At 69.5% G+C, this 23,745-nt stretch carries 11 protein-coding genes and 1 pseudogene; 4 read left to right on the top strand and 8 right to left on the bottom strand.

What is annotated here, in order from left to right; translation table 11 throughout:
- Positions 1–5: 5 nt before the first annotated feature.
- A pseudogene (locus BLW75_RS43325) lies at positions 6–155 on the bottom strand (epoxide hydrolase); the annotation flags it as partial.
- A 103-nt stretch (positions 156–258) separates the two neighbouring features.
- Between BLW75_RS43325 and BLW75_RS01385 the strand changes: the two are divergent.
- The gene (locus tag BLW75_RS01385; protein WP_034307889.1) at positions 259–480 is read left to right on the top strand and encodes a hypothetical protein; all 222 of its coding nucleotides are present in this window, start codon (positions 259–261) and stop codon (positions 478–480) included.
- Between the two features lie 329 nt (positions 481–809).
- Here the strand turns inward: BLW75_RS01385 and BLW75_RS01380 are convergent, their stop codons facing one another.
- The gene (locus BLW75_RS01380; protein ID WP_034307892.1) at positions 810–2,063 is read right to left on the bottom strand and encodes a hypothetical protein; all 1,254 of its coding nucleotides are present in this window, start codon (positions 2,061–2,063) and stop codon (positions 810–812) included.
- 243 nt (positions 2,064–2,306) lie between these two features.
- Between BLW75_RS01380 and BLW75_RS01375 the strand changes: the two genes are divergently transcribed.
- From BLW75_RS01375 to BLW75_RS01365, 3 genes are all read left to right on the top strand, one after another.
- Entirely contained in the window at positions 2,307–2,561 is a 255-nt protein-coding gene (locus BLW75_RS01375) for a hypothetical protein (protein ID WP_091596489.1), read from the top strand.
- Positions 2,562–3,318: 757 nt separating this feature from the next.
- Entirely contained in the window at positions 3,319–3,900 is a 582-nt protein-coding gene (locus tag BLW75_RS01370; protein ID WP_034307894.1) for a hypothetical protein, read from the top strand.
- Positions 3,897–4,919, top strand: coding sequence for a glycosyltransferase (locus BLW75_RS01365; protein ID WP_034307896.1), 1,023 nt, complete (start codon positions 3,897–3,899; stop codon positions 4,917–4,919). The genes BLW75_RS01370 and BLW75_RS01365 overlap by 4 nt, the downstream gene beginning before the upstream one ends.
- A gap of 458 nt (positions 4,920–5,377) precedes the next feature.
- On the opposite strand, the gene BLW75_RS01355 is transcribed toward BLW75_RS01365, so the two are convergent.
- The 6 genes from BLW75_RS01355 to BLW75_RS01330 all read right to left on the bottom strand — a co-directional run bounded on the left by BLW75_RS01355 (position 5,378) and on the right by BLW75_RS01330 (position 23,743).
- The gene (locus BLW75_RS01355; protein ID WP_091596483.1) at positions 5,378–5,623 is read right to left on the bottom strand and encodes a helix-turn-helix domain-containing protein; all 246 of its coding nucleotides are present in this window, start codon (positions 5,621–5,623) and stop codon (positions 5,378–5,380) included.
- Between the two features lie 81 nt (positions 5,624–5,704).
- On the bottom strand, positions 5,705–6,460 hold the full coding sequence (surE, locus tag BLW75_RS01350) for a 5'/3'-nucleotidase SurE (protein WP_241783395.1): 756 nt from the start codon (positions 6,458–6,460) through the stop codon (positions 5,705–5,707).
- Positions 6,445–7,368, bottom strand: a complete 924-nt coding sequence (locus tag BLW75_RS01345) for a 1-phosphofructokinase family hexose kinase (RefSeq protein WP_034307898.1) — start codon at positions 7,366–7,368, stop codon at positions 6,445–6,447. Before BLW75_RS01345 ends, surE begins: the two co-directional genes overlap by 16 nt.
- 97 nt (positions 7,369–7,465) lie before the next feature.
- A complete protein-coding gene (locus tag BLW75_RS01340; RefSeq protein ID WP_034307901.1) occupies positions 7,466–7,663 on the bottom strand; it encodes an MbtH family protein in 198 nt (65 codons plus the stop codon).
- Positions 7,664–7,676: 13 nt separating this feature from the next.
- Positions 7,677–8,912 (bottom strand): MFS transporter, encoded by a 1,236-nt coding sequence (locus tag BLW75_RS01335; RefSeq protein ID WP_034307904.1) that lies wholly within the window; start codon positions 8,910–8,912, stop codon positions 7,677–7,679.
- Complete coding sequence (locus tag BLW75_RS01330) at positions 8,909–23,743, bottom strand: non-ribosomal peptide synthetase (RefSeq protein ID WP_034307906.1); 14,835 nt, start codon at positions 23,741–23,743, stop codon at positions 8,909–8,911. Before BLW75_RS01330 ends, BLW75_RS01335 begins: the two co-directional genes overlap by 4 nt.
- Positions 23,744–23,745 lie beyond the last annotated feature (2 nt).

The following is a 23,745-nucleotide window of genomic DNA, read 5'->3' as shown; positions in this document are numbered from 1 at the left end:
GCCGGTCAGCGGGAGAGGCGGAAGAATCCGCGCACTTGCTCGATCAACGAGTCCGGCTGTTCCAGGGCGGCGAAGTGGCCGCCTCGCGGCAGTTCCTCGAACCAGCGCAGGCCGGTTAACCGCAGTTCGGCCTCCCGCCGCGAGGGGCGGGTTATCGAGAGCAAGGCGAAACGTGGCGCGGCAGAGTTGACGACGGAGCGAGCGGACTCGCCAAAGACACAGCTTCTCGACTGTCACGCCTGAAGGGAACGTCGGTTGGTGGAAGCCGCTCGACAGAACCGCCACCGCGGGTTCGATCGCGCACGGCAATCCGCCCGTCAAGTCTGCGTCATCAACGTCACCGGATCCGCTGCCTGCAGTATCGTCGGCACCCTGCTCGGTCGGCACCTCACCATGCGCGGCCTGGGAATCGGGGCCGCGGCGGTGCTCGGCACCGGCGGAGGCGTCATCGTCGGTGCCGCGGACGCCGCCTGGGTTTGACAGACCCGCACCCAGATCTCCAACCCACAGTCTTCACCGAGGTTTTGGTGTGGGACGTAATAAGTTGATTCAGCACGTGCCGGACCTGTGCGCGCGGATCCCGTGGCTAGTTGACAGGACCGCGGCGTTCGAGGAAGCGGAGTCGTGCCAGACGCCGTTGCGCCGGACGATGCCTTCAGGGGCATCACGGCGATCGGTTCTCCTTGTCGGTCGGTTCCTTCGGAGCGGCCGTTTCGCAGGGCCGCACCATCGACAGGGAGACCTCGGCAACCGGGAAGGAATCGGCTTCCCGGCCCGCCAGAGTTCTCGGACGCTTCAGACGGCGAGGATCACGGGGATCCCGCTCCCCCGGCCCGCGCCTCGGCGGCGGTGTACTCGACCCTGATCACGACCGACCGCTCGTTGGGCACGGTGAACTCGCTGTCGGGCACGACTTCCATCCGGCCCGCGACGTTGTGCAGGCGCCTGGTGACGTCGTCGATGCGGCCGGCGATTACCCGCTCGTTCCGCTCCGGGCTACCGGTCTGGCTCGCCCGGCCGGTGATCCGCACCGGTTTCCGCCCGGAAACGATCAATTCACGCACCGGCGCCGGGAGGGACGCCCACCACTCGTTCACCCCCAGAATGCCGTCGTTTCCGGACCTGAACCTGCCCTCGGCGGAATAGAAGATGGTCTTCATCTTCGTGATCTTCGGCGGGATCCGCACCCGGAGGTTGACCGCGAAGCTGCATGTGACCGAGGTGGTGCCGCTCACCGTCATTCCGACCGCGTGCGAATTGGCCTCGCTCACCGCGTAGCTGCCGCCCGTGGTCACTGATCCCCCCACTCCGCCCGGGGAGGCGGCTCCGGTCCCCGATCCGGTGAGCGTGGTGGTCGTCGTCCTCGTTCCGGTGTCCGTCGTGGTGGTGGACTGGAGCGCCCGGAAGACGACGCTGACCGTCAGAGTGCCGGAATTCTCGCCGTCTCGTGAAGTGATGGTCGGAACCCCTTCGAGGTACCCGGCGGCACCGATCGTGCCGCCGGGAGTGGTGTTGACGAAGGCCACTCGGCCTTCCGGTGTCACCGTGAAGGGCGCCGAAACCCAATAGTCGATGGGACCACCACCGGCGTGGATGTGCCGTTCGTTCGTGCCGTAGAGCCGGCCGGGTTCCTGGACGATGCCGTGGTGGTGCCAATACCAGGGCAGCCGGAGCAGCACGGTTCCCGTCGCTCCGGGATCGACTTCGACCGTCTCCGTGGCGTTGCTGAGGAACCAGGCCGGATGACTGACCGAGCGGTTCCCGTCGGCGACGTCGACGGACGCGTTGGCGTTGACCATCACGCTGCTGTCGTTCGTCCCGCCCCAGCCTGCGAAGGTACCTCGCTTGTTGACGTCGCGCTGGACGGTGAGCCCGGGCTTCTTCGCCCCGAGATAAGCGGTGACGGCTTTGTTCCCGGCGAGGCGTTGCAGGTTCGCCAAGTTCGCCACGCCCGGCAGCACACCGGGCGGGAGCTTGTCTTCCGTGGCCCGGGGACGAGTGCTCCGGTCGCGGGCCGGACCGGACGACCCGAGTCGTTGCCTGTCGACTTCGCGCTCATTCATGAATGCGACACCTCGCCAACGTGAATTGCCGGAGATCGAACTTCACGCACGTTCCCGCAGAACAGCACAATACCGTCACACTGTTCGGGGCTCGCCGATCTGCCGGGGCGTCACAATGGGCACCATCGGCTGCCCTGTCGGGCAAACGCCACCCGGACGGGTCACTTTCAAAGGAACACTTGACTGCCGAAGAACGGCCGGAAAAACCATGCCGCTCCGCGTTCGAGTCCTCTTGGACCACCATTGCGCGAGCCCGGATGGCCGGACGAACTGGACGCAGTCCGTGTCGTCTACACCCGCGGGTACGACGCCATTCCGGAGGACATTTCGGAGGCGGTCATCGGCGAAGTGCGCTACCTGCTCACCGTCCAAGCGGGCCCGACCTCGACGACCGTGGGCGGGGAATCCGTGGCGTTCGCCAGCCCAGCCGCGACGATGCCGCCGGCCTGGACACGGGCGGTCGATCGGTACCGGCTCCACCGCGGGGATATGCCGTGATCTTCGGCAACACCATCGCGATCCTTCGGCCCGCGATCGGCCGGGACCGGTACGGCTCGAGGAAGCACCTGGGCCGCTATGCAATGGGCAACCAGCAGCGACCACAACCACCAGGAGCGCGATACCGTCGACGACGCTGGCGTCGGTCGACACTCTTCGTGTTGGGCACATGGCTGAACGCAGATTCACGGCACCGGAGCCGTGGCGGGACCTACGCCTAACGATTACTCGAGCCCGTCACCAGCACGTCCGGGGCAAAGTAACGCTGATGCTGAACCAACGACCTTACGGCCGTGGCTTCTTTGGATGACGAACACGATGTGCTGAAACCGGTCGAACGTGAGCTAGTCGATCACGTCGGGCGGGAGCTAGTGCTTGACCTGGCCGGTGATCAGGCCATCGATGAGGCTGCGACGCACGCCTGGGGCGCGTCACGAACCGTGCGGGCGTCGGTGGTGAGGAAAGTTCTCCGGGAACGGTTAGCGCCTGACCCCGATCCTCACAGGCTACGAGTGCGCGGAGTCCGCATCGCTGGTCGGCTCGATCTGGCGAACATCACCAGCACCGTTGCGATCGAACTCCACGACTGCCTGATCGACGAAGGTTTTGGTACTCCGCGGCGCAGAATTGCCAGCCCTTGTCCTGGTCGGCTGTCGGACCGAGCACTCGACAGAAGTTCCTTTAGACGCAGCCAGGCTCACCACCCATGCGCTTTCCCTGGAAAGGGCGCTCGGAACAGCTGGGCTAGGGTGATCGAGTGACAGATGCAGACAGGGATCCGGACGCCGACGCTCCCCGTCACGACGCGCTGGTCGTGGCAGAATATGTGGGCCTACGCTCGGAAATCATCAAACTCATCGAGCTCCAGTCACAGCTTGTTTCGCTTGCCGTGGTGACCGTAGGCGCCGTGCTCGGTGTGGCCGTCCAGACACGAAGTTCCGGCTTGGCTTTCGTCTACCCGGTGCCGGCGCTCATCCTCGGCATTACTTGGCTCAATCACGCACATGCGATCAGCCGGTGCGCCCTGTACCTTTCGCAAGACTTCGAACCACACCGCGGGGGCGGGGCATTGGGCTGGGAAGGGTTCGTCCGGAGGAATCCGCTCCGGTTCGGCATGCTCGGGTACTGGGGTGTCCGATCAGTGTTCATGGGTAGCTCACTCGTGGCCTTGGTCGTCGGCTGGTCCCTGATCCGAGAACACACCCTCCTGATCATCGCCGGCGTGATTTCCACTCTCATAAGCTTGGGCACTGTCGCCCTGTTCCTGTTGTGGCGCGAATCGTCCCCGCGGAAACTGTTGGCCGAGGAGTCGACCAAGACGGCAGTTCCGGGCGAATGATCGGCTACTACGCACATCATCTTGGTGCCGGCCACATCCATCGGGCCGCCGCGATCGCCGCCGAGGCGAAGACTCCGGTCATCGGCTTTTCCACCAAGCCGGCGCCAAATGGGTGGACCGGCCGATGGATCCAGCTTCCCGACGACGCCGACGCCATCGACTCCGCGGCTACCGATATCACCGCAGGCGGAACGCTGCACTGGGTCCCATCCGCTCACACGGGGCTGCGTGACCGGATGGGACTCATCGGGAAGGAGCTCGCCAAGGGCGAGATCCGGGTCATGGTCGTCGACGTATCAGTCGAAGTGTCGGTTTTTGCGCGCCTGCACGGGATTCCCGTCGTCGTCATCGCGCAGCCAGGTGACCGCGACGACCGGCCGCACCGGCTCGCTTATGATCTCGCCGAGCGGCTGCTGGCGCCATGGCCCCATTTCGCGGCATCGACGTGGCCTCGGCGATGGCTTGACAAAACCGTTCATTTAGGCGCCCTCTCGCGATATGACGGCCGGCCCCCGGCCACGCCCGAACCCGGCCGACGAGTCCTCGCCCTGTGGGGCTCAGGTGGGCTGGACATCAGAGCACAGGACGTGGGTGCTGCGGCGGCGGCCACCCCCGAATGGCATTGGGATGTTCTCGGGCCCCCCGCCTCCGGCGCGGCGGATCTCCCCAACTTGACCTGGCACGGCTGGGTGGACGACGTCTGGTCCAGGTTGAGCGCCACCGACGTTGTCGTCACCCACGCCGGTCAGAACGCGCTTGCCGAGGTAGCCGCAGCCCGGCGGCCTGCCGTAGTGATCCCCCAGGAACGACCACACAACGAGCAGCATGCCACCGCTGCGATGCTTCACCAAGCCGGCATTGCCGTCGTCAGGCCAGACTGGCCCGAGCCGGAACAATGGCCACGCGTGCTGGAGCGAGCGAAGATCCACGGCGGCACCGAGTGGAGCCGATGGTCACCCGGTGACGGCGCCGCGCGTGCGGCGTCGGTACTCGACGATCTAGCGAACGCGCACCGTTGAGTTTTGACCGGCACGACCCGAACTGCGCGACCAGACCCGTTAGCGAATGCGGATACCGGTGAAGGGCACATATTCCGAGGCCGGCTCAGAAGCCCGTAGCGTCACGGCACCTGGGCAGTGAGCATCGAACAAGCCGACTGAACCCCTCTCTGTCGAACAACCCATGGACCGGAGACGGGGCAACACCAGGCAAACGGGATGGCATCAGGCAGCACAGCATCCTGATGCTCAACAAGAATCTCCTCGACCACCAGCTCGGCTGGACCGACGACGACATCGAGGAGCGTTCACGCATCCTCGCCGAACGCGTCACTCAGATCTGGACTCGCCCAAAGCCTCAGTGAACACTTCCAACGGCCTGGCAACGAGCGGATAGGAGTTCGTGCACCTGGCGCACAACATAAACCTGAGTCGAGCCGGCGTGCCAACCCGAAGGTGACCATGGATCGAGGCGTAGGTCACTTGAGCAGGCCGAGGCGGTGCGCGGTGGTGGCGGCCTGGACCCGGCCGGTGACGCCGAGCTTGCCGAGAATGCTGGACACATGTGCGCCCGCGGTCTTCACCGCGATGAACAGACCACCGGCGATCTCCCGGTTCGTGCGGCCGTCAGCGAGCAGGCCGAGCACTTCCAGTTCGCGGGGGGTGAGGCCGAAACGATGCTCCTGCGCGGGTTGGTCGAGCGGGGTCCTGGTCGCTTTGGCCAGCCGACGCGGCGCCCGGAAACGGCGATCATCGGGATCGACATGGGTGACGGACGCTGGACCACCCCCAAGGCATGTGCGCGATCACCAGTCCAAGGTGCTGTCTTCGCTGACCGAATTCAGCGGGGTCACCGTCGCATGGCCCTGACTGAGCAGATGGGCGTCGCTGCCCGGCAGCAGTTCTCCCTCGCCCGTGACGGCGGTGAGGGTGAACGCGCCGTCCTCGCCGTTCTGAACGTGACTGCGCACCGCACCGAATTCGGCCAGCCCGGTGCGCTTCACCGGTCCTGTCTCGGCACGATCGGGCACGTTGAGGTTCAAGACGGTGCCGGCGGGCAGTCCCGCGAGCTTGTCGAACAACGTCGCGGCGACCGAGACGGCGGTGTCCCAGTGGGGTCGCGGGCCGGGATCCAATCCCACGTCGAGAGACACCGCGAGAGCCCTGGCGCCGTTGATCGAGGCGGTCAGTGCCGCGCCGACCGTGCCCGAATGCAGGATCGCGCGTCCGACGTTCGCCCCGTGGTTCACTCCGGACAGGACGATTTCCGGTGGATCGCCGAACGATCCCTGCGCGGCCGCCAAGGCGATCAGCCCGGGGTGCGCGGAGACGGCGAACACCGGGATATCGGGCAGGCCGGGCAATTCCCGCCGTTCGACCGCGACGCGGCCTTCGCCGCCGGCGCCGGTCAGGCCCGCACTGGTTCCGCTGGCCTCCGCCGCGGGCGCGGCTACCACCACGTTCCAGCCGTGGTCCGCCGCGCCGCGGGCCAGCGCCGCCAGGCCCGGCGAGTCGATACCGTCGTCGTTGGTGATCAGGGCGCGCATCAGGACGCCTCCCACGGCTTCAACCGTACTCGCCCGGTGAGTTCACGCACGGCCTCATCGCTCCCCGAACCGAGACCGTGCCGGGTCACATTGATCGCGCCCGCCGCGGCCCCCAGCTTCACCGCGTCCTCCAGAGACCGGCCTTGTGCCAGGCCGACCGCGAGCCCCGCGGTCATCGAGTCTCCGCCGCCGCGGGTGTCGACCGGGGTCAGGTCGGGTGACTCGACCAGGACCAGCCGTCCTTCGAGGTAGGCGAGCGTCTCCTCGGCCGCGCGGGACACGACGACGGCCCGCGCGTTGCCCGACGCCAGCTCTCGGCAACCGTCCGCGAGATCGGTCAGCGAATCCGATTTGGCCAGCCCGTCCTCGACCATCTCCTCGTGGCTGACCTTGATCACCGCCGGCTCACCCGCGAGCGCACAGGCGAGCCGCTCCCCGGACAGGTCCACCACGACCGGAGTGCCGTGGCCGCCCAGATCGCGGGCGAGTCGCTCGTACACCGAATGTGGCACGGGCACGTCGTCCTCGTCCGGCCCGCTGAGGATCGCCACGTCCGCGCGCAACGCCTGAACCAGGGTCAGCTCGTACAGATCGTCGAGTTCGTGCCGGGTCAACGCGTCGGCGGGCATCCTCACCACCTCGTCGCGACGGCCGTCACGCCGATCGTGCACGTAGGCGCCGTTGCGGGCAGCGACTTCACGAACCTCGGCAGTCACGCCTATCAGATGCCGCAACACCCGTCCCGTCTCCCCGCCGAGCGCGCAGCACAACACCGCCTGCCCGCCGAGGGCGTCGATCATCCGCGACTGCCATACCCCCTGTCCGCCCGCGTGCACGTGGACGTCCGGCGCCCCGTCCAGTTCCTCCACCGTCACCGTCAGCTGCGGAGACGGTGCGAACACCGCCACTCGACCCTCAGTCATACCGGTCTATTTACCCATTTCGCCGGATTCCACTCGTGACTCCGCGGAGTGCCGGTGCGGTGCCCGGTGCGGTCACCGCCCCGGGCACCGCGACCGGTCATTCGGCCGCCATGCGCTCCCTCAGGCTTCGGGGGCGCATGTCCGTCCAGACCTGGTCCACGTGGTCCATGCACTCCTGGCGGGTGCCCGTCTTGCCATCGGGACGCCAGCCCTCGGGGATCTCCTTGTCCGCGGGCCAAAGCGAGTACTGCTCTTCGTCGTTGATCAGGACCTGGAACGTGGTGTCGTCGTCCATCGGTTCTCTCTCCCTAACTTGCGGTGGTTTCCACTTCGGATGGTTCGGACGTGACGGAAAGCCCGCGCAGCGTGCGGTTGAAGGTGGTGAGCAGCGTGACGACCGCGATGGCGCCCGCGCACGCCAGAACCGCGGTGGAGCCGGGCAGGAGCTCGACCAGCCAGCCGCCCAGCGCGGGGCCGAGCGCGGCGGCCAGGCCACCGGTCACACCCAGCACGCCGCCGAGACGGCCACGCAACTCGTCGGGTGTGGTGAGCAACTGGTAGGTGCTGATGGCCGTGTTGGCGGCGGGCGGCAGGAAGGCGATTCCCGCGAACAGCAGGCCCATGAGGTATCCGCTGTGCACGAAGATCGCGAGCGGTGTCAGGACGGTCAAGGCCCAGAACACGCCGGCGATCAACAGATACGGGCTGAATCTGCGGTACAGGACGGGCGCGGCCAGCGCACCGAGTACCCCGCCGCCGCCGAGCATCGCGGCCATGACACCGATCTCCCCGGAGGGCATGCCCCGGCCGTCGGCGAGCACGATGATCACCAGGTAGTAGGCCGAGAAGAACAGGTTGAGACCGATCACGCAGAACGTCGTGACGCGCAGCCGAGGTTGCCGCCACACCCACTTCAGTCCTTCCGCGATCTCCCTGCCCAGATGCGCGGGCGGCCGGGAAGCGGTGGTCCGGCGGACCGGGAGGCGGACGAAAAGCAGCGAAACGAAGGCGAAGAGGTGGGTCACGACGTCGAAAACGAACGGCACGAACCGGCCGAAGGAGAACAGGAACCCGCCGAGCGCGGTACCCGACAGCTGCCCGGCGCTCGTTCGCGCGGCGTTCAGCGAGACCGCCGACGGGACCTGGTCGGCCGGGACCAGCAGCGGCAGGCTCGCCTCCTCCGCCGGCTCGAACAAGGCGCGGCAGACCCCCATCACCACCGCGACGACGACCAGGAGACCGACTCCGGCCGTGTCCCACCACAGCGTGAGCACGAGCGCGGCGGCCGCGATCGCCTGCGCGGCCTCGCAACCGAGCATGATCCGCTTGCGGGACCAGCGGTCCGCGAGCGCGCCGGCGGGCAGCCCGGCGACCAGCTGGGCGATCGCCACCGCGCCGACCACGAGTCCGGATTGGACACCGGAGCCGGTGATCGCCAGCACCACCAGCGGAAAGGCGATCATGGTGGTGCTGAACCCGGCCTCGGAGACGACCTGCCCGGTCCACAGGAGACGGTAGTCGCGATTGTTCCGCAGCCCGCTCACGTCTCGTCACCACGGCAGTCGGACGCGATGGCGCGCAAGACGTCGGCGAAGTCCGCGGCGACGGCCGCCACCGTGGCCCGTGTGTTCAGGTGTGGCTGGTAGTACCAGGAGAACTCCAGACGACCGTCCCGTACCCCGCCGACCACTTCGAGCACGTGCGGCGGGCGGTTCCCGGGGTCCTGTTCGCGCCCGAGTGGTGCGTGCGCCCGCCGGTAGAAACCGCTCCCCTCGCCCGCGTGGTCGCCTTGGCCCAGGTAGTTGAACGCGACCTCCGGAGCCGTGCCACCGAGTTCCGGGAACCGGAAATACCGCAGGGCGCCGTAGCCGAAACCGTTGCCGGGCAAGGCACGCAACTGCTTCCGGGTCGCCTTGACGAGTCGCCGCCAGCCCGCCGAGTCGTCGACCATGAGCCCGACGGGGAACAACGTGGTGAACCATCCGACGGTGCGGGACAGGTCGACGCCGTCGAGGATCTCCTCGCGGCCGTGGCCCTCCAGATCGACCGCGACGGCGGATTCGCCCGTCCAGCGGGTGAGCGCCCTGGCCAGCGCGGTCAGCAGGACGTCGTTGATCCGGGTCCGGTAGGCGCCGGGGGCCAAGTGCAGCAGGGCGTCGGTGTCCCGCTCGCCGACCTCCACGCTCACCGACTCCGGTGGCGCGGGCGGAACTCCGGTGCGGTCGCGCGGAATCGTGCGACCAGGAAGCTCACGCGACCAATGCCCGTGTTCACCGTCCAGTCCGCCGGCTTCGACGAACTCGCGCAGCCGGTGCGCCCACTCGCGGAAGGACGTCGTCTTGGTGCCGAGGTCGGTTTTCTCGCCGGCTTCGATCTGCCGGTACGCGCGTTCGAGGTCTTCGAGCAGGATGCCCCACGACACCGCGTCGACGACCAGGTGGTGCGCGGCGAGCAGCAGCCGGGGATTCTCCGCGCCGTCCGGTTCCGTCAGCACCGCGCGCAGATGCGGCGGCCGTGCCAGGTCGAAACCGGCCTGCGCGTCTTCGGCCTCGTCCGCCAAGTCGGCCGCGGGCACCTTCTTCAGCACCGGCCTCGGCTCCGGCGGTTCGTTGTACTGCGTCCATCCCGCCTCGGTCCGCTCGAAGCGCAGACGCAGCGCGTCGTGCTGGGTGATGACTGCGTCGAGCGCGAGCCGCAGCGACTCCTCGTCCACCGGCCCGGCGAGTTCGACGAGCACCGACTGGTTGAAATGCGCCGGGTTGGCCGGTTCGGAGGCGAAGAACCATCGCTGGATCGGGGTCAGCGGAACGTCACCGACGACGGCCTCACGGTCCGCGTCGGCGGTGTCCACCGGTTTCACCACCGTCGCCAGCTCGCCGACCGTCTGGTGGGTGAACAGGTCCTTCGACCGCATCGCCAGCCCGGCCTGCCGGGCCCGGTGGACGACCTGGATGCTGAGGATCGAGTCGCCGCCGAGATCGAAGAAGTTGTCCGTGGCACCGACCCGGCCCAGGCCGAGGACTTCGGCCCACAGATCCGCGAGCACCGCTTCCATCTCGGTGCGTGGCTCCACATGGCCCGCGCCCCGCACCGAGGACGGGTCCGGAGCCGGGAGCGCCGCGCGGTCGACCTTGCCGTTGGCCGTGATCGGGATCGCGTCCACGGGTACGAAGATCGACGGCACGAGGTAGTCGGGCAACGTCTCGCCGAGGAAGACCCGCGGCTCCGCCACCTCGCCGACGACGTAGGCGACAAGCCGTTTGTGGCCACCGATCTCACGAGCGACCACCACCGCGTCCCGCACCTCGGGATGACGGCGCAACGCCGTCTCGATCTCGCCGAGTTCCACCCGGAAACCGCGGACCTTGACCTGCTCGTCCGCTCGGCCCACGAACTCCAGCACGCCCCGGGCCGTCCAGCGGACCAGATCACCGGTCCGGTACATCCGGCTTCCCCGGTCACCGAAGGGATTCGCCACGAACCGGTCCGCGGTCAGTCCAGGACGGTGCAGATAGCCGCGGGCCAGCCCGGCGCCGGAGACGAACAGCTCGCCGGTGGTCCCGATCGGCACCGGCCGCAGCGCGGTGTCCAGGACGTGGACCTCGGTGTTCGGGATCGGGGTACCGATCGGCGGTGGGCCGCCCGGGGCCAGCGGTTCGCTCCACGAAGTGACCACAGTGGACTCCGTGGGCCCGTACGCGTTGATCATCCGCCTTCCGGGCGCCCACCGGTCCACCAGCGCCGCCGGACAGGTGTCCCCGCCGACGATCACCGTGCGGAGATCGGGCAGCTCCACCTCGGGCACGGTGGCCAGCGCGATCGGCGGGATCAGCGCGTGGGTGACCCGGCGCCGTCGCAGGACGTCGGCGAGGTGGGTGCCGAGCAGCGGCCCCTCGGGCGGGACGACGAGCGCGGCGCCGGCGGGCAGGGACAGGCACAGTTCCAGGATCGAGGCGTCGAAGCTGGGCGAACTGAAGGCGAGCACACGATCACCCGGCCGCACCTCGCAATGCTCGATCTCGGCGGCCGAGAACGACGCGAGCCCGGCATGGGTGACGACGACCCCCTTGGGCCGCCCGGTCGAGCCGGACGTGTAGATCACGTACGCGGGCTGTGCCGGGTCGACCCGGACACCGAGGTCGGTGTCGTCGTATCCGGCCGCGTCGAGTTCGCCGTCCACCACCAGCACGGGGTCGGCGTCCCGCAGCATGAACTCGATCCGTTCGGCCGGATAGCCGGGATCCACGGGCAGGAACGCGGCGCCGGTCTTGGCGACGGCCAGTTCGGTGACCACGAGCCCCACCGATCGCGGCAGCCGGACGGCCACGATCCGCTCGGGCCCGGCGCCCCGCTCGGCGAGCGACCGAGCCAGCCGGTTCGCCCGCGCGTTCAGCTCGGCGAAGGTCAGCGAACCGGCGTCGGACACCAGCGCGGACGCGGAGGGGGTCCGGCGGGTCTGTGCTTCGACGAGTTCGGCGAGGGAGGCGGCCGGAATCTCGCGCGCGGTGTCGTTCCAGGTTCGCAATCGGTCGAGTTCACTCCGCGGCAATGACGGCAGAGCCACCATCGGCCGATCCGGCTCGGCGGCGAGCGTGGTCAGGAGCGCCCGCAGCCGCGCGATCAGCCGGTCGATGGTCTCCGCGTCGAACAGTCCGATGTTGTAGTTGATCGCCCCGTGCACCGTGTCGCCGTCCTGCTCGAACTGCACGAGGAGGTCGAAGGGGGCCGACACCGCGGGCAGTGCGACCTCCCCCGCGACGAGCGTGCCGGACCCGGGCCGGTCACCGGTGTTCTGCAGGACCACCATGGCCTGGAACAGTGGGGTACGGCTCGGGTCGCGGACCGGTTGCACGGCGTCCACCACGCGCTCGAACGGGATGTCCTGGTGGTCGAAGGCGTCGAGCACCACGGACCGCACCTGGGTCAGGAAGTCACGGAACGAACGGCTGCCGTCCACAGTGGACCGCAGGGTCAGGGTGTTGACGAAGAACCCGACGAGGCGTTGCAGTTCGGCGCGTTCCCGCCCGGCGGTCACCGTGCCGACGGCGACGTCCCGCTGGCCCGCCCACCCGGCCAGCAGGACCTGGCAGGCGGCCACCAAGGTCATGAACAGAGTGCCGTCCTGGGCGGTGGCCAGCTCCCGGAGCTTCGTGACGACGTCGGCGGGAAGCTCGAACCCCATCCATTCGCCCTCCGTCGTGCGCACCGCAGGGCGGGGCCGGTCGGTGGGCAGCTCGAGGGGTTCCAGTCCGGCGAGACGCTCCCGCCAGTGGTCCAGCTGGCCGGCGAGTTCGGGCCCGTCGAGGAGTTCCCGTTGCCAGGACGCGAAGTCCGCGTACTGCACGGGAAGCTCGGGCAGCTCAGGGTCCTCGCCGCGGACGAGGGCGGTGTAGACCTCGTCGAGCTCGGCGGCCAGCACACCCGCCGACCAGCCGTCGGTGACGATGTGGTGCAGCGCCAGCAGCAGGACGTGCTCTTCGGACGTCCGCCGGAAGAGCCGTGCCCGCAGGAGCGGTCCGGTGCGCAGGTCGAACGGGCGCGACGCTTCCCGTGCCAGCACGTCTTCGTCGAACTCCTCGACCTGGAGGTCGACGCCGGACGGCTCGTGCACGACCTGGACGCCGCGGCCGTCGATCGCGTCGAACGTCGTGCGCAGCGACTCGTGGCGCGCCACCAGGAGATCCAGGGCCTGCTTGAGGACCGCGACGTCGAGTTCCCCGCGGAGCAGCAACGCCGTGGGCGACAGGTATTCGGCGCCACCGGGCTCGAACTCGTCGAGGAACCATAATCGCTGCTGGGCGAAGGACAACGGCAAGGCACCGTCGCGGGCCACGACCGGGATCGGGCGCGTTCCGGCCCGCCGGTCCGGCAGTGCCCCGGCGAACCGGCCGAGGGTCGGTGCGGTGAACAACGCGCGGGGCGAGACGTCGGCGCCCAGTTCCGTTCGCACCCGCGACGTGATCCGCATGCTGAGGATCGAGTCCCCGCCGAGTTCGAAGAAGTTGTCCGTCACACCGATCCGGTCGAGTTTCAAGACCTCCGCCCAGACGGCGGCGACACGGCGTTCGGTCTCGGTCCGCGGCGCCACGTACTCGGCCGCGGCGTCGCGATCGGGCGCCGGCAGCGCTCGCTTGTCGACCTTGCCGTTACGGGTCAGGGGAAGGGCGTCGAGCGCGACGAACGCCGACGGGACAAGGTGATCGGGCAGGCGGTCCCGCAGCCAGTCCCGCAGTCCTCGGGTGTCGCCGACGACGTACGCGACGAGGCGCCCGTCGCGGGCGGCGACCGTGGTGTCGGTGACCGCCGGATGCTGCCGCAGCACGGCCTCCACCTCGCCGGGTTCGACCCGGAACCCCCGGATCTTGACCTGGTCGTCCACACGGCCGAGGTAGTCGAGCCGTCCGTCGGTGGTCCAGCGCACCCGGTCGCCCGTGCGGTACATCCGGGTGCCTGGCGGGCCGAACGGATCGGCGACGAAGCGGTCCGCGGTCAGCCCAGGGCGGCCGAGATAACCGCGGGCGAGCTGGACACCGGCGAGGAACAACTCCCCCGGTATGCCGGCCGGGACCGGTGTCCCGGTGGCGTCCAGGACGTAAGCCCTCAGGTTGGGCAGCGGGCGGCCGATCAGTGGCCGGTCTCCCCCGACCGGGGTATGGACGGAGTCGACCGTCACTTCGGTGGGGCCGTAGTAGTTGTACGAGGTGACACCGGACGCGACCAGCTCGCGCCACAGCCGCTCGCCGGTCGCCTCACCGCCGACGAGGACCGTGCCGGGCCGGTGCTCTCCACTCAGCAATCCGGCCTCCAGCAGCTGCTGGAGATACGTCGGGGTCAGGTCCATCAGGTCGATCCGGTGGTCGCGGACGTAGCCGACAGCGGCGTGCGGGTCGAGCCGGGTGTCGTCGTCGAGCACGTGCAGCTCGTGCCCGTCGACCATGGCGAGAAGCGCTTCCCAGGACGTGTCGAACGAGGACGACGCGGTGAGCGCCACCCTGCGGCGCTCCTCGGTGAGGAAGACGCGGCGGTGCGCGGCGAGCAAGTTCGTCAAGCCGCGGTGGTCGATGACGACACCCTTCGGCGTCCCCGTCGACCCGGAGGTGTAGATGACGTACGCCGCGGTGTCCGCGCTCGCCCTGGTCGCGGCCGAGGTCGCGGGACCCGGGTCCGTCCCGTCCAGCACGACGACCGGTCGCGCGTCCTGAAGCAGGAACCGTTTCCGGTCCTCCGGAAGGCCGGCGTCGATCGGCAAGTAGGTCGCGCCCGCCTTGAAGATCGCGAGGATCGCGATGACGGCTTCGGCCGAACGGGGAAGCACGACGGCCACCACCGTCTCCGGACCCGCGCCCCGGGCGGCCAGGTGTCCCGCCAGCCGTGCGGCGCGGGCGTCGACCTCGGCGAAGTCCAGCACGGTGTCACGGAAGACCAGCGCGGTCTCGTGCGGCACCCGGGAAACCGTCGCCTCGAAGGCGTCCAGCACCGTGCCGGACGGCACGTCGATCAGCGGACCTCTGCCCGCTGACAGCAGCTCGCGCCGTTCGGACGGCGACAACGGCGAAAGCGCGTCAAGGCGGCACCGCGGGTCCGCGGCGATGGCACGGACGAAACCGGCGAGCTGATCCGCGAGACGGCGAACAGTGTCCGCGTCGAACAGCCGCGGGTCGTAGGAGAGTTCGAGCCCGAGCTTGTCGTGCAGGTAAGCGGTGAGATTCAGCGGGAAGGTGGTCGTGTCGAGCGATTCGACGTCGAGCACGCGCACGTCGGCCTGGCCGCTGTCCTCGATCGGGTAGTTCTCGAACACCACCACGCTGTCGAACAGCGCCGTACCGGCGGGAACGGCCGTGAACGCCTGCAGTTCGGACAGGGCGAGGAAGTCGTAGCGGCGCGCATCGGCCTGCGCCGCCTGGGTTTCCCGCAGCCAGTCGAGCGCGAGGTCCCCGCCACGGACCCGCACGCGCGCCGGGACCGTGTTGATGAACATGCCGATCATCGACTCGACACCCGGCATCCCCTCCGGGCGGCCGGACACGGTCGTGCCGAACAGGACGTCGGTTTCCCCGCTGTAGCGCGCGAGCAGCAACGCCCACGCGCCCTGCACGATCGTGTTGACCGTGAGCGCGGCGGATTTCGCCGTCTGGTGCAGTTTCGCCGACTCCTCCGGGGAAAGCTCGACCAGGACCGCCTCCGCGGACTCCGCCCGGTGCGCTTCCGCCGGCCGCCGATCGAAAGGCAGCGGGGTCGGGGTGGTGAACCCGTCCAGGACGACGCGCCAGTGCGCCTCCGCCTCGGCACGGTCCTGCGCGGCGAGCCAGGCAAGATAGTCGCGGAACGGGCGTCGCGGGACCAGCCGTGCGGGGCGGCCTTCCACGATGGCCGCGTACTGCTCGCACACTTCACCGAAGACCTGGGCCGTACTCCAGCCGTCGAGCAGGACGTGATGCGAGGTCCACACCAGCTGCACCTCGTCCTCGGCGAGCCGGGCGATCGCCAGCCGCATCAACGGTGGCGCGGCCAGATCCATCCCCGCCGCCACGTCGTCGGCGAGCAGTTCCTCCAGTTCCCGGTCCTGCTCGTCCGGGGTGAGTGCGCGCCAGTCGTGGTGCCGCACCGGGACCACGACCTCGCGATGGACCCGCTGGACCGGCTCCTCGATGCCGTCCCAAGCGGTACTGCTGCGCAGGATCGGCGTGCGGTCGACCACGCGCTGCCAGGCCTCGGCCAGCGCGTCCGGCCGGCTCACACCTGCCAACCGAAGCCGGAACTGGTCGAAATAGGCCGTCGATCCGGTGTCGACCAGGCTGTGGAACAGCATGCCCGTCTGCAACGGCGTGAGCGGGTAAATGTCCTCGACATCGCGGCCGTCGCCGGCGAAGCGGTCGACGTCCGCCTGCGAGAGCCGTGCCAGCGGGAAGTCTGACGGCGTGCGCCCACCACTTTCGGCACAATGCGCGATGATCCCGCGCAACGCGCCGAGCATGGCCTCGGCTACCCCGCGCACGGTGGCTTCGTCGTGCACCTCGTCGGAATACTGCCAGGTGAGATGCAATTCGCCGGCTTCGACGACACCGACGACGTCGAGCAGATACGGACGGACGCTTTCCGGATCGCTGTCGTGTCCGAGGGTTTCCCCTCTGCCTCGGATCCATCCGCCTGCCGGGCTCCCCATGTCCCAGCGGCCGTGGTAATTGAAGGAAATCCGCGGTTCGGGGGCCGCTCGTAAAGCGGAACCCGGCGTTTCGTCGCCGCTCGAGTAGCGCAAAGCCCCGAATCCCGCGCCTTTCGCCGGAACCGCGCGTAGTTGCTCCTTCACGGATTTGAGGACGTCGCCCCAATCTCCTTCGGGCACGGCGAGCGAGAGCGGGTACTGCGCGGTGAACCAGCCGATCGTGCGCGAAAGGTCCAGCGGCCCGGCGATCTCTTCGCGACCGTGGCCTTCCATGGCGATCACGACCCGGGACCGGCCCGTCCAGGGGGCCAGCGCCCGGCCGAGCGCGCTGACCAGCACGTCGTTGACCTCCGTGCGGTACGCGCCGGGTACGTCGCGAAGGAGCGCGGTGGTCTCGGCCCGGCCAAGTGACACCGAGACACCGCGCTCCGACTTCACGGTGTTGCGCCCCGGACGGTCTACCGGAAGATCCGTCCGAGCTCCGCGAAACGCAGTTTCCCAGTACCCGATTTCCTTGTCGAGTCGTCCCATATTCACGTATTCGCGCAGCGAACGAGCCCAATACGTGAACGATGTTCGCACCGGCGCCAGGGTTTCTCCCCGATACGCGCGTTCGAGGTCGGACAGCAGGATCCGCCACGACACCCCGTCCATGACGAGATGGTGGGCGGTCAGGAACAGCTGCGGAGCCCGGTCCCGGAAGGTGAACAGCACCGCACGCCACAGCGGCCCGGCGGTCACGTCGAGCGACGTCTGCGCCCGCACCGCCTCGGTGTGCATGGCGGCGGATACATCGTCCACTTCGGACAGATCCACCTGCCTCAGCAGGTCGTCGGCGCCGAACGGAGCAGATTCCTGCACCCACCCCCCGGCCGAGCGGGAGAAACGCATGCGCAGCGCGTCGTGGTGCTCGCCGACCCGGTTCAGCGCGGAGATCAGTTTCGCCATGTCCACAGAGGACAGCACGACGTGCACGGACATGGTCAGCCGCCACGGCTCGTCCAGCCGCTCGAACAGCCAGGACTGGATCGGGCCGAGCGGCGCCGGTCCGGCGTCGTCCACCTCGGCCTGCTCCATCGGTGCTTCGGTACGGACGACATGCGCGAGTTCGGCGATGGTCTGGTTGCGGAACAGATCCTTCGACGACAGCGTCAACCCCGCCTGCCGGGCCGCCGCCACGACCTGGATGCTGAGGATCGAATCTCCCCCGAGACCGAAGAAGTTGTCCTCGACGCCGACCCGGTCGACGCCGAGCACTTCTGACCACACCCCGGCCAGTACGGTCTCGACGTCGGTGCGCGGGGCCACGTAACGGTTCTCGGTCCGGGCGCCGGGCTCCGGCAGCGCCCGGGTGTCGAGCTTCCCGTTGGCGTTGAGGGGCAACCGCTCCAGCGGGACGAACACCGCGGGTACCAGGTGCGCGGGCAGGGAGCGGCCGAGGAACTCCCGCAGCGCCGTCGTCCCCGGCACGGGTCCGGTCAGGTACGCGACGAGCCTCCGCGCGTCACCGGCCCCGTGGGCGACGACGGCGGCCGCCTCGACGTCGGGATGCGCGACGAGCGCCGCTTCGATCTCGCCGGGTTCGATGCGGAAACCGCGGATCTTCACCTGGTGATCGGCCCGGCCGCGATAGTCCAGCTCACCGCCGCCGGTCCACCGCAGCAGATCGCCCGTGCGGTACATCCGCGTGCCGGATCCGCCGAAGGGGTCCGCGACGAACCTCGACGCGGTGAGGCCGGGACGATCGAGATAGCCGCGAGCCAGGCCCGCCCCGGCGACGTAGAGCTCACCGGTCACCCCGGGCGGGACGGGAGCGAGATCGGCGTCGAGCACGTAGGTCCGCAGATCCGGGATCGGGGTCCCGACGGTGGCCGTCCCGTCCGCTTCCAGCGCCCGGTACGTGACGTGCACCGTGGTCTCGGTGATGCCGTACATGTTCACCAGCCGCGGCCCGTCCGGATGCCGCCGATACCACTCCGTCAGCCGTGCCGGGTCCAGCGCTTCGCCACCGAAGATCACGTATCGCAGGCCGAGCTCCGGAGCCGGCAGCGTGCTCAGCCGGTAGAACGCCGACGGGGTCTGGTTCAGGACCGTCACCCGCTGTTCGGCGAGCAGCGCCACGAAGTCCTCCGGTTCGCGGACCGCGTCCTGCGGGACGACCACGAGCCTGCCGCCGTGCAGCAGCGCGCCCCATAGTTCCCAGACCGAGAAATCGAAGGCGTAGGAGTGGAAGAGCGTCCAGACGTCGTTCTCGTCGAAGCCGAACCAGTCGGCGGTCGAGGAGAACAGGCGGGTGACGTTGGCGTGCGGGATCAGCACGCCCTTGGGCACACCGGTGGAGCCGGAGGTGTAGATGACGTAGGCGGTGTTGTCCGGCTCGACCCGCACCCGCGGAGCGGTGTCCGGGCGGCCGTCGGCCTCGACGGAGTCGACCACGGTCACCGGACGCGCGTCGGCCAGCGTCGACTCGATCCGCGCCGCCGGATACGCCGGGTCGATCGGCACGTACGCGGCGCCCGTCTTCAGCACGGCGAGCACCGCGACGACGAGGTCCGCCGACCGCGGCAGCCGAAGCGCCACCAGCCGCTCCGGCCCCGCCCCCTCTTCGATCAGCCGATGGGCGAGGCGGTTGGCGCGCCGGTCCAGTTCGGCATAGGTCAGCTCCGTGCTTCCGCTCGTCACCGCGACGGCGTCCGGAGTGCGCGCCGCGCGCTCGGCGAACAGTTCGTGCAGTACGGGCGAAGGTTCCGCGTCCGCCTTGCCGTTCCACTCGAGCAGCACCCGGTCGCGTTCGGCCTGGCTGATCCAGGGCTGCCGTCCGAGCGGCAGTTCCGGGGCCGTCGCGATACCGTCGAGCAGGCGGCGAAGCCAGCCGGTCAGCCGTTCGATCGTGGCGGGGTCGAACAGATCGGTGTTGTAGTTGACGAGCGCGTCGAGCCGGCCGCCGGTCTCCTGGAAGTGGATCGTGAGGTCGAAACCGGCGGTCACCACGGGCGGCGCCAGCTCTTCGACGGCCAAGCCCGCCATCGACGGCCGGGTGTCCGGGGTGTTGTGCAGCACCACCAGCACTTGACACAGCGGGGTGCGGCTGGTGTCGCGCTCGGGCTGCAGGTCGTCGACGACCCGGTCGAAAGGCACGTCCTGATGCGCGAACGCGTCCAGGACGGTGTCCCGCACGTCGTCGAGGAAGGCGTCGAACCCGAGCTTCAAGTCCACTGTGGACCGCAGGACGAGGGTGTTGACGAAGAACCCGATCATGCCTTCGAGATCGGTCCGCTCACGACCGGAGACGACGGTGCCGACGGCGATGTCGTCCTGCCCGGACCAGCGGGCGAACAGCAGTTTGCTCGCGGCGAGCAGGGTCATGAAGAGGGTGCCGCCCTGGTGCCTGGACAGCTCCTTGAGCCGCGCCGTGGTCCCGGCGGGCACACTGAATTCGTGCAGGGCACCGTTCTTGGTGCGCACGGCCGGACGGGGCCGGTCGGTGGGCAGGTCGAGCGCGGGCACGCCGTCGAGGCGGTTGCGCCAGTAGCTGAGCTGGGCGTCGAAATCCGTGCCTCGCAGCCGTTCCCGTTGCCAGACGGCGTAGTCCGCGTACTGCGCCGGCAGCGGCGGAAGAGCGGGTTCCTCATCGCGACGGAACGCGCTGTAGCACGTGGCCAGCTCGGCCAGCAGCACGCCGGAGGACCAGCCGTCGGTGACGATGTGGTGCAGCACGACCGTGAGCACGTGGTCGCCGGGCGCGAGCCGGGTCAGCGCGACCCGCAGCGACGGCCCGCTGTGCAGGTCGACGGCGCCGGTCGCGGCGGCGAGGGCGCTGTCCAAGTCGCCTTCGGTGACGGGCACGTCGACGGCGTAGGGCGGATGGATCACCTGGACGCCGCGGCCATCGACGGTCGCGAAGGTCGTCCGGAGGGATTCGTGCCGGGCTACCAGCGTGGTCAGTGCGCGGTTCAGCGCGCCCGTGTCCAGCTCACCGCGCAGCCTCAAGGCCGTCGGCGACACGTATTCGGCGCTGCCAGGTTCGAATTCGTCGAGGAACCACAACCGCTGCTGCGCGAAGGAAAGCGGCGCCTCGAACCGGCCACCGTCCCTGGGCAGCACCGGAATCGCCGCCTGCGGTGCGGTGCTCTCGGGCAACCGCAGGGCGAGGCGCGCCGGAGTGGGCGCGGTGAAGACGAGCCGCGCGGGCACCTCGGCGCCGAGCGTGTCCCGAAGCCGCGCGAGTACGCGGATGCCAAGGAGGGAATCGCCGCCGAGTTCGAAGAAGTCGTCGTCGACACCGACGCGTTCGACACCGAGGACGTCGGACCAGATGGCGGTCACCAGCCGCTCACGGTCGTTCCGGGGAGCGACGTACGGCGTCGAGGCGGCGTGGCCGGGGTCGGGCAGGGCCCGCCGGTCCAGTTTCCCGTGCCTGGTCTGAGGCAGCCGGTCCAGGCCGACGAACGCCGACGGGACGAGATGGCCGGGAAGGACGCGGTGCAACGCGGTCCGAAGCTGGGCAAGGTCGGCGTCTCCGACGACGTAGGCGACCAGCTTGCCGTCCCGCGCGTCCACGGCGGCGTCCGTGATCGACGGCTGGGCGCGCAGTACCGCCTCGACCTCGCCGGGCTCGATCCGGAAACCGCGCACCTTGAGCTGCTCGTCGAGGCGGCCGAGATGGTCCAGCCGCCCGTCGGCGGTCCAGCGGGCACGGTCGCCGGTGCGGTAGAGCCGGGCGCCGGGCGGGCCGAACGGGTCGGCGGTGAAGCGGTCCGCGGTCAGCCCCGGGCGGCCGAGGTAGCCACGGGCGAGCTGGGCGCCGGCGAGGCAGAGTTCACCGGGAACCCCGGCGGGTACGAGCCGCGACCCCTCGTCCAGGACGTAGGCGGTCACGTTGCCGAGCGGCCTGCCGATCACCGGCCGGTCACCGGTCACCGGCGCGCACGTGGCGTCCACAGTGGACTCGGTGGGCCCGTAGTAGTTGTGCGCCTCCGTTCCGGAAGCGGCGAGTTCACGCCAGAGGTCACCGTCGAGAGCCTCACCGCCGACCATGAGGAACTTCGGCCGGCGCTCTCCGTCGAGCAGCCCGGCGGGCAGCAGCTGCCGTAGGTAGGACGGTGTGACGTCAAGGAAGTCGACGTGCTCGTCCCGCACGTAGCGGGTCAGCCCGTCCGGATCGAGCCGGGTCTCTTCGGTGATGACGTGCAGTTCGTGGCCGTCCGCCAGCAGGAGGGGGCCTTCCCACGACGTGTCGAACGAGAGCGTCGCGGTCAGCGCGACACGCATCCGGTCGCGGCCGAACACGGCGCGATGGTTGGCGAGCAGGTTGACCAAGGCCGCGTGACCGACGACGACACCCTTCGGCGTGCCCGTCGAACCCGAGGTGTGGATGACGTAGGCCGCGTCCGACGGCCGCGGCGGAGCCGGTCGTGGCCGGTCGGTGGTGATCGCGAAGGTGTCGTCGAGGACCACGACCGGCCGGGTGTCGGCCAGCAGCGTCCGGATCCGCTCGGGTGGCAGGCCGGGGTCGACCGACTGGTGCACGGCACCCGCTTTGAGCACGGCGAACAACGCGACGATCGCGTCGGCCGAACGCGGCAGCACCACCGCGACCACCCGGTCCGGGCCGGCGCCGCGCGCGGCCAGTTCCGCGGCGAGGCCGTCGGCGCGGGCGACGAGTTCGGCGAAGGTCAGTCTGGTGTCGCCGCAGACGAGCGCCGTCTCGTCCGGCCGGGTCTTCGCCTGGTGGTCCAGAAGGTCGACGATGGTCGTCGCCGGGACCTCCAGCCCGTTGCTCCCCCAAGACAGCAGGCGGCGTTCTTCGGCGTCGCCGATCAGCGGCAGGTCGGCGATCCGGCGCCCGGGGTCGGCGGCGATTCCGGCCAGCAGCCGCAGCAGGTGCCCGATCAGGCCGTCGATCGTGGTGGCGTCGAACAGTTCGGTGCTGTATTCGACGAGCCCGGCCAGCCTGCCGCCGGATTCCTCGAACTCGATCGAGAGGTCGAAGTTCGCCGCGTCCCGCGCGACGTCCGCCGGTTCCACGGCCAGGCCGGGGAACTCGGGACCGTCACCGGAAGCGGAGTGCAGCAGCACCATGACGTCGAACAACGGGTTCCGGCCGGGGTCGCGGCCCGCCCGCACGGCGTCCACGACCGCGTCGAACGGCACGTCGTCGTGGGCGAAGGCGTCCAGCACGGTCTGGCGGGCGTGAGCCAGGTGCTCGGTGAAGGACACCGACCGGTCGACGGCCGAGCGCAGGACGACGGTGTTGACGAAGAAGCCGACGACCCGTTCGAGTTCCGGCCGCTCACGGCCCCGCACGACCGTGCCGAGCGCGATGTCCTCCTGACCGGTGTAACGGGCGAACAGCGCTTGGCACGCGCCGACGAGCACCGTGAACAGCGTCGTCTCCGACGAGCGCGCCAGCTCCGCGAGGCGGCCGGCGACCTCCGCGGGCACGGTGAACTCCCGTGTCGCACCGTCGGTGCTCCGGACGGGCGGCCGGGGCCGGTCGGTGGGCAGCTCCAGCGGGACGACGCCGTCGAGGTGCGACTTCCAGTAGTCGAGACCCGCTCCCCGGAGCGGCCGGTTTCGTTGCCATACGGCGAAGTCCGCGTACTGCACCGGCTGCGCGGGCAACCGGGCGCGTTCGCCGTCGCGGTAGAGCAGGCCGAGTTCCTCGGTCAGCACGCCCATCGACGCGCCGTCGGTGGCGATGTGGTGCACGCACACCAGCAGCACGTTCTCGGTGTCGGTGAGCCGCAGCAGCACGGCGCGCAGCAGTGGCCCGCGGTTCAGATCGAACGGCCGGGTGTACTCGGCGCGCAGGACGTCGTCGAGCTCGCCGGGACTGACGTCCACGACGGGCAACGCGACCTCGTGGGGCTCCCGGACGATCTGGAAGCCCTCGCCGTCGATCTCCTCGAAGGTGGTGCGCAAGGGCTCGTGGCGAGCGACCAGCGACCGCAGCGCGGTGGCCAGTGCGACACGGTCTAGTGGTCCGGTCAGGCGCAGGGCGAACGCGCTGTTGTACTCCGGGTCGTCCGGCCGCAGCCTGCTGAGGAACCAGAGCCGCCGCTGGGCGGCCGAGAGCGGGATCGGGCGGGAACGGTCGGCGGCGGCCGGGATCTCCGGCGCGGGTCCGGCCGTTCCCGCCATCCGCGCGCGCAGCACCTCCCGCAGGTGGGCGGGCAGTGCCGCGATGCGGTCCTGTCGGGACGAGGTCATGG

The organism is Amycolatopsis lurida (assembly GCF_900105055.1).
Classification (GTDB): domain Bacteria; phylum Actinomycetota; class Actinomycetes; order Mycobacteriales; family Pseudonocardiaceae; genus Amycolatopsis; species Amycolatopsis lurida.
This window is presented reverse-complemented; position numbering and strand designations above follow the sequence as displayed.